The sequence below is a fragment of the Streptomyces sp. NPDC057616 genome (genome assembly GCF_042800575.1).
Classification (GTDB): domain Bacteria; phylum Actinomycetota; class Actinomycetes; order Streptomycetales; family Streptomycetaceae; genus Streptomyces.
This window is the reverse complement of record NZ_JBHVGU010000092.1, coordinates 1-2,100: the sequence shown is the minus strand read 5'-3', so window position 1 is coordinate 2,100 and position 2,100 is coordinate 1. Positions and strand designations below refer to the sequence as shown.

The following is a 2,100-nucleotide window of genomic DNA, read 5'->3' as shown; positions in this document are numbered from 1 at the left end:
GCCCCGGCCGGGGCGGCCGGGGCGGCCGGGGCGGCCGGTGCGGGGCGGCGCGGTGGCCCAACTCCCTGATCACCGGGCGGCGTTCGGCCACGATCGGGCCGCGCGCTGGAGGAACGCTCGCGGCCTGCTCGAGGCGCCCGGGGGCGCCGGCGGGCCGGGCCCGGGCGGCAGCGGTGCAGCGGGACACGTGTGAGCACACCGAACGGACGGAACGCCTCCACATCTTCCCGAGGCGGAGTCCCCGCTACCGCTAGAAATGAAACCGGTTGGTATGTATCTTCCTTGCTCGAGCGCCACCACCCATCGCACCACTCATCGCACCACTCATCGCCGCGGCCCCAGGGGGAAGCCATGCCCGCGATCACATTCCCGGTCGAGCGCGCACCGCAGCAGGACGCGAAGGGGGAGACGGCCGTCCCGCCGCACGTGGTCGTCTCCTCCCACCCGTCGCTGACCACCACCGTGCCCAAGGAGTTCGTGCACCGCGCGGCCGTCGCCGAGGTCATGCTGACCGGCTGGCAGCGCCGCGACGAGCACCACTTCTCCGTGGCCGCCCAGTGGCCGCGCGCCCACAGCTTCTTCACCCCGTCCGAGGACGGGCTGCACGACCCGCTCATCGCCGCCGAAACCATCCGCCAGGTCGGTTCGCTCCTCGCGCACGCCGAGTACGGCGTCCCGCTCGGCCACCACTTCCTCATGCGCCACCTCGACCTGAGCGTGGACCCCGGCCACCTCGCCGTCGGATCCGCCCCGGCCGCCCTCGACCTCGCCGTCACCGCCGTGGAGACCACCCTGCGCGCCGGCCACCTCGCCCACCTGCGCTACGAGGTCAGCATCCTGCGCGAGGGGCACACCGCCGCCACCGGCAGCGCCTCCTTCAACACCGCCACCCCCGCCGTCTACCGCCGCCTGCGCGGCCGCGACGACCTCGCAGGCGTCCGCGCCCTGGCGCTGACCGCCCCCGCCTCCCCGCAGAGCGTCGCCCGCACCTCCCCCGTCGACGTCGTCCTGTCCCCCACCACCGCCCCCCACCACTGGCAGCTGCGCGTCGACACCCGCCACCCCGTCCTGTTCGACCACCCCGTCGACCACGTCCCCGGCATGGTCCTGCTGGAAGCCGCCCGCCAGGCCAGCGCCGCCACGGCAAAACGTTCCGCCACCCTCCCCACCCGCATCAGCGCCACCTTCACCCGCTACGTCGAACTCGACACCCCCTGCCTCATCCAAGCCACCCCCCACCACCACTCCCCCGACGGCCACACCGAAACCATCCGCGTCACCGGCCACCAGAACACCACCGAAGCCTTCACCTGCCACATCACCACCACCACCCCACCCACCCCCCACTAACCCCCCGCCCAAACCCGCCCCGCCGCACCCCCCACGGCGAACGACGGCACCCCGCACGGCACAAAGCCCCGCACGGCCACCGGCCACCACCGGCGGCCACCCCGGCACACCAGGCACAGCACCAGACACCCGCACAGCAGGCAGCACGAGACACCCGCACCGGGCAGGCGGCTCCCCGCACCCGCACGGGGCAGGCGGCCCCCCGGGGCGACGACCGCCCGAACGAACCACCGCACGACCGGCACATCCCCCGCACCGGCCGGCCCCCCACAGCCCGCACCGCCCGCACCGCCCGCACAGCACGCACGGCACGCACCGCCCGCACGGCACGCACGGCACGCACGGCACGCACGGCACGCACCGGCCACCGTGCAACGGGCCGGCCCACCGCGCAGACGCCGGCCCCGCCCTCCCGCCACGGCCGGCGGGCACCACGCCCGCCGGACCCGCACCGACCGGCGCACACCACCGCACAGGGCCGCCGCCACACCCCCCACCGCCCGCACGGCGCGGCATGAGCCAGGGCACAACACCGGCCCCGGCACACAGGTGCACGCGGACGCGGGGCGGGGGCACGGCACCGGGCGGGGCACCGCACCGGAGCAGGCCCCGGCCAGGAGCCCGCGCCGGGCCTGCCCGGGCGACCCGGCACCGGGCACCGGGCACCGGGCACGCCGGGAAAGGCAGGCGCGCGCCCCGGCGGCCAGTACCGGCCTGCGCAGGGGGCCGGGCCCGGCCACCGGCCGCCCC

Annotated in this window: 1 protein-coding gene and 1 pseudogene; one reads left to right on the top strand and one right to left on the bottom strand. The window is 76.6% G+C overall.

Annotated elements, in window-relative coordinates; translation table 11 throughout:
- Positions 1–187 (bottom strand): annotated as a pseudogene (locus ACFU97_RS46035) (hypothetical protein); the annotation flags it as partial.
- Positions 188–351: 164 nt separating this feature from the next.
- On the opposite strand from ACFU97_RS46035, the gene ACFU97_RS46030 reads away from it, so the two are divergent.
- Positions 352–1,350 (top strand): ScbA/BarX family gamma-butyrolactone biosynthesis protein, encoded by a 999-nt coding sequence (locus tag ACFU97_RS46030; RefSeq protein WP_384269277.1) that lies wholly within the window; start codon positions 352–354, stop codon positions 1,348–1,350.
- Positions 1,351–2,100: the final 750 nt, after the last annotated feature.

Bases quoted from the DNA above. Each gene is read 5' to 3' on its own strand.
- ACFU97_RS46030 (WP_384269277.1), top strand. From the start codon at position 352: ATGCCCGCGATCACATTCCCGGTCGAGCGCGCACCGCAGCAGGACGCG.